The sequence below is a fragment of the Ramlibacter sp. genome, assembly GCF_013697775.1.
Lineage (GTDB): Bacteria > Pseudomonadota > Gammaproteobacteria > Burkholderiales > Burkholderiaceae_C > Ramlibacter.
On sequence record NZ_JACCWG010000375.1, the window covers coordinates 1 to 5,633 of the forward strand.

General features: G+C 64.7%; 3 protein-coding genes. All 3 read left to right on the forward strand.

Annotation, left to right across the window (positions count from 1 at the left end):
* Positions 1-126: 126 nt before the first annotated feature.
* Genes H0U68_RS19080 through H0U68_RS19090 form a run of 3 tightly spaced genes read left to right on the forward strand, consistent with a single transcriptional unit; the run spans position 127 to position 5,292 of the window.
* Positions 127-735 carry a hypothetical protein gene (locus tag H0U68_RS19080; protein WP_296358485.1) on the forward strand — a complete coding sequence of 203 codons (609 nt, stop codon included), beginning with the start codon at positions 127-129 and terminating at the stop codon, positions 733-735.
* Complete coding sequence (locus tag H0U68_RS19085) at positions 629-3,505, forward strand: LamG-like jellyroll fold domain-containing protein (protein ID WP_296358486.1); 2,877 nt, start codon at positions 629-631, stop codon at positions 3,503-3,505. Before H0U68_RS19080 ends, H0U68_RS19085 begins: the two co-directional genes overlap by 107 nt.
* Positions 3,502-5,292, forward strand: a complete 1,791-nt coding sequence (locus H0U68_RS19090) for an Ig-like domain repeat protein (RefSeq protein ID WP_296358487.1) — start codon at positions 3,502-3,504, stop codon at positions 5,290-5,292. Before H0U68_RS19085 ends, H0U68_RS19090 begins: the two co-directional genes overlap by 4 nt.
* Positions 5,293-5,633 lie beyond the last annotated feature (341 nt).

Consider the following 5,633-nt stretch of genomic DNA (forward strand, 5'->3'; position numbering starts at 1 on the left):
ACAACCCCAAACCATTCATCTGGACAGCCAGTGCTTCGGACATCCTGGCCAAGGTCACCAGAGCCAAGGCTGCATTGGCTGCGATCTCACGATAAGTACAGAACAGAGGCGCGCACCACACTAGCAGTGCCGATCCTGCTGCTGCAGGCCGGCGCAGCGCATGCGGCCGTGCAGTACGGTGTATACGGCGGTAGCGGCCTGTATCCCGACCCCCTGTCGGCATGCGTCGCTTACCCGATCATCCCGACCGCCGAGCACTACGTGATCGACGGCTACATGGTCGTCAACGGAAATATGTACTGCTCGGGCCATGGCGATCACTACGTGGGCCACTACAGCAACATCCAGGTGTTCACAACGGGTGAGTGCGAGGCCGGCAAGAGCGTGGATCCCGCAACCGGCCAATGCACGCCGAGCTATCCCCGCAATTCCACATACGACGCGGCAACGGAAACCTGGACCTGCAAGCCGGGGTACGCGAGCAAAGGGGGGCGGGTTCACCCAGTTCTCCCGTACCAGCGAATCGCCTACGCACTGGGTGGAGGTGGAGGGCGGAACCACCGGACCGACGCCGCAGATCGCCTGTTCCAGGAAAACACCGAACAGCGGCTACACATTCACCAGCGCGATGAAGCAAGGGACGCAGTGGCACTGCTCGGGCTCTGGAAACGGGTACTCGGGTGTTTTCTCGAATCTTCCCGTCAATCCGCAATGCCCGCCCAACACCACCATTGACGGCAACACCGACATGTGCGTCTACAGCACGCCTGCGCAAACGTGCGTGCCCGTCAACGAGCAGCCGGAAGTCCACAAGGGCAACGGATGCCCTTCGGGGAGCGGTCCGACGGACTTCGGCAATCCGATCGATGCCGCCACGGGGGCGAAGCGTGACTCCGTCGATACCGGTATCGTGCTTGGTGGCGTCGGGCTGACGCTCACCTACGACTCGACCGGCAAGGTTCCCGCAGACCAGGTCGACGCGCCCTCCTTGCTCCTGGAACAGTCGGCTTTCGGAGCCTTGTGGACTTCCAGCCTGCACCGCAGATTGTTGCTGTCTCCGGACGTGCGCAAGGCACTTCTCACCCGCGGCGACGGCAAGATCCTCATCTTCGAGGGCGACGGCACGGGCGTCTTCACCGCAGCGACGGACAACCCGCACAAGCTCGCCACCATTCCAAGCGGCTTCCGGTTCACGGACATCGTATCCGGCGTGGTCGAAACCTTCGATGCCGCAGGCATGCTGAGGTCACTCGCAAAAACGGACGGGACGCAACTGGTCTTCAGCTACCAGGGTGGGAAGCTCGCGTGGGTGCAAGCCAGCGACGGCCGAACGATCCGGCTCACCCACGCAAACGGCCGAGTGTCCCAGATCGTGGGTCCGGACGGGCGCGCCGCTGCCCTGGCCTACGACGCGGCCGGCAACCTGGCCTCCGTTACCTGGGCCGACGCCAAGGTGCTTCAGCTCCTGTACGAGAACGCAAGCTTCCCGTGGGCGCTCACTGGCAAGACCGATGAAAACGGCACCCGGTACGCCACCTTCGCCTATGACAGCCAGGGCCGCGCCATCAGCACCGAGTACGCAGGCGGCGTCGCCAAATACAGCGTGAGCTACGGCAGTGCCCCCCTGCGCGTGCTGACGGAGAACTACGACGCGCAGCAAAACACGCTGTTCCGCACGCTCAGCTGGCAGTTGGCCTCGGGCGTCACGGTCACGCAGCCGAACGGCCAGACGCTCGGACTCGAGCCGGTCAAGGTCGCCGGCGTCCCGCGGCTTGCCACCAAAAGCCAGCCGGCCGGCTCCGGCTGCGGTGCGTCGTCCAGCGGCCTCACGTACGACAGCGCGGGCAATGTGCTGTCCAGGGACGACTTCACCGGTGCAAGAACCTGCTACGCGTACGACGCCAGCAACCGCCAGACCGTGCGCGTCGAGGGGCTCGGCAACCAGGCTTCCTGCGCCACCGTGCTGAGCATGGGCGCGACGCTGCCGGCGGGCGCCCGCAAAATAACCACCACCTGGCATCCGGATTGGGCATTGCCTGCGGAAGTGACGCAGCCGTTGCGCAAGGAGACAACCGTCTACCAGGGCCAGCCCGATCCGTTGAACAGCAACACGACTGCCACCTGCACGCCGGCGCCGGCGATGCAGAACGGCAAGTCCTTGCCCCGCGTATGCAAGCAGATCGAGCAGGCGCTGCTCGCCAGTGGTGCGGTGGACAGCTCGGTCCCGGCGCGGACGACCTCGTTCACGTACGACGCCTCCGGCCGCATGCTCACCACGACCAATCCGGCCGGCCGGACGACCAGCTACGCTTACTACACGGACCGTGCATTCAACGGCGGCAGTCCCGACCCCTACATCGGTGCGGTCACCCTGCTGCTGCACGGCAACGGGCAGGGAAATTCGGCGCCTATCACAGACGACGCGCCCGCGCACCGCAGCATCAACCGCTCCGGGGACGCGCAGACCAGCGCCACCCAAAGCAAGTTCGGCGGGGCTGCGATTGCCTTCGATGGTGTGGGCGATTACCTGACGGTCCCGGCGTCGCCGGACCTGGACCTGGAATCGGAAGATTTCACCATCGAGCTGTGGATCAGCACCACCCAATCGACGTCGAATGCGACCCTGCTGTCGCGCGACTGGGGGCGGTCGCCCTATGCCGGAGGTTTCGCGTTGCAGCTCAACGGCGATTCCGGCGGTCCGCTCACCGTGTACTGGGGCGACTACAACGTGTCGTCGCCCTTCATGTCGGCAAGCGGGACCGGGCACCGCAACGGTGCGTGGCATCACATTGCCTGGACGCGCAATGGCAACGTTCACCGCCTGTTCGACAACGGAACGCAGGTGGCCACGGCAACGAGTCCGCTTGCGTTCACTGGAACGGACCGGGCGCTGGTCGTGGGCAACGACCTGACGTTCGGAAACGGGGGGCGGGCGTACAACGGGTACATCGACGACCTGCGGATAACACGCGGCGTGGCCCGATATGTCGCGAACTTCACACCGCCAGCGCAGGAGTTCTCGCATGCCGCTCCTGGGGCGGCGGACCTGGGCCGCAGCCCAGGCGATCTGCAGACGATGACCAACGCTGCGGGCCACGTGACGACCTTCAACGCCTACGACCCCGCAGGCCGGGTGCGGCAGATGACCGATGCCAAGGGGGTTGTCACGGACATCACTTACACGCCCCGGGGCTGGGTGAACACGGTGGCGACGACGGCGCCTGGCGGAAGTGCCCGCACCACGACCTACACCTACGACGACGCGGGCCAGCTCACGCAGGTGAGCCAGCCCGACGGCACGACTCTGAGCTACAGCTACGACGCGGCGCACCGGCTGGTGGGCGCGGCGGACGCGCGGGGCAATGCGGTGGCGTACACGCTGGACAACGCGGGCAACCGGATTGCCGAAGAAGTGCGCGACCCGACAGGCACGCTGCAGCGCACAGTGGCGCGCTCGTTCGATGCGCTGAACCGCCTGCAGCAAGCGGTGGGAGCGCCCAAGTGAACGCAATCAACAAAGAAAACGGGGAGCAGGGGATGAAGCAAGACAAAACGAAGGCGGTAGCGGCAGCGCGCCGCATGCTGTGGGTGCTGCGCGGCATCCTCATGGCCGCACTGCTGCTGCCGATGCTGGCCGCGCAGGCGCAGCCGGCCAGCACCACCGCCCTGAGCTCCAGCGCCAACCCCGCGGCAGCAGGCCAGAACATCACCTTGACGGCGACGGTCACGGGCAGCAGCCCGACCGGCACAATCACCTTCAAGGATGGATCCGCCACGCTGGCCACCCGCATGCTGGGCAGCGGCGCGGCCAGCTACGCGGTGGCACTGCCCGCAGGCAGCCACAGCCTGACGGCGGTCTACACCGGCAATGTCGGCAACGCGGCCAGCACCTCCAGCGCGCTCAGCCAAAGTGTCACACAGGCAAGCACCACCTTGGCGCTGACGGCAACGCCCAGCCCGGCCTCGCAGGGCCAGAACGTCACGCTGATGGCGCGGGTGAACGGCAGCTACGCCCCCTCCGGCACCGTCACCTTCAGCGATGGCGCCACCGTCATCGGCACGGCGGCGGTCACGGGCGGGGCGGCCACGCTGGGGCTGAACAACCTGGCACAAGGCAGCCACAGCATCACGGCCGCCTACGCCGGCGACGCCAACAACACGGCCAGCAGTGCCGGTGCGGTCAGCCTGACCATCAACGCCCGCAGCGGCATGGCCTGGCAATACGGCTACGACGCCATGGGCCGCGTCAACACCGTGGTGGACCCCAACGGGCTGGCCACGTATTACTACTACGACAGCCTGGGCCGGGCCATCCAGACCCAGCAGCCGCCCAACACGGGATCGAGCGCGCCCACGGTGACGCAGCTGGGCTGGAACCTGGCTGACGGGCTCACCAGCGTGGCCGACCCGAGGAACCTGGTCACCAGCTACACCCCCAACGGGCTGGGCAACGTCACCACCCAGAGCAGCCCGGACACGAACACCACCACCTTCACCTACGATACCAACGGCAACGTGCTGAGCAGCACCGACGCCCGCGGCAAGCAGACCAGCTACACCTACGACAACCTGGACCGGCTGACCAACATCAGCTACCCGACCGGCACGGCGACAGCCTTCGAATACGACGGCGGGCCGAGCGGCGTGGCCAAGCAGAAGGGCGAGCTGACGAAGATGACGGACGAGTCGGGCCAGACCGTCTACACGCACGATGCGCTGGGGCGCTTGACGGGCAAGACGGTCACCATCGGCACCAAGACCTTCACGGTGGGGTACGGCTGGGGCGACAGCGGCACGGCCATGGACAAGCTGACGTCCATCACGTACCCGAGCGGCAGCCGGGTGAACTACAGCTATGACGTCTACCTATATGTCGAAGGTAATCCAGTTTCTTTTATCGATCCTGAAGGGATGCTGATCATGTCTACGATTGGTGGGGCTCGACGCGATACGACTTTGGCAGAGGCCGCCACGTTTGGCGCGCCCGGTAATGCCGCAGCAGCAGCGGGGATGGCTACAGCGGCTGCAGGAGCAGCAGCAGGCTATTCAGGGGTTACGAGAGTGGCAGGGCCTCTATTGAGAGACATTATTACCGGCCGTGAATATAAGTTCGGCGATGACTTCCGCGCCGCCCCTTGGGGTAATCGTACGGGGCATGATCTTGGGCGTTGGCCTCACTATCATAGACGGGGAACAGATGGCCAAGGCAGCACGATTCCAGGGCAAGGTATAGGGCGCCACCGACCTTGGGAGACGAAGTCCACTGATACCAACATGTGCCATCGATTTTGATCAAGCATGCGTTACTTTGTCATTGAAGATGGCGTAGACGTTTCTGCCTATAACTCCTTTGAGTCGGCAGTTGACGCTATTGAGCCTGATGACATTGGGCGCACAAGGCTCTTCGACGAACGGGGGAATGAGTACTCTCTTTCAATGGAGAGAAAGCAAGTTCGATTCCTTTGGATTTGGCCAATCGCTGTTGCTTCCACAAGCGCGGTTGTTGCTCCTAGTGTAGTGCGCGCGAATTAGTTGAACTTTCGCTCGAAGGCATACTCCGATGGCCAAGGGGGTGTGATGCCATGCGGGTCGCCAAGTCGATTGAGCTGGATGGGCAGACGCAGCAGGAGCTT

What these genes read in the sequence shown, in the direction of transcription:
- H0U68_RS19085 (WP_296358486.1), top strand. Translation starts at nt 629, where the DNA reads ATGAAGCAAGGGACGCAGTGGCACTGCTCGGGCTCTGGAAACGGGTAC.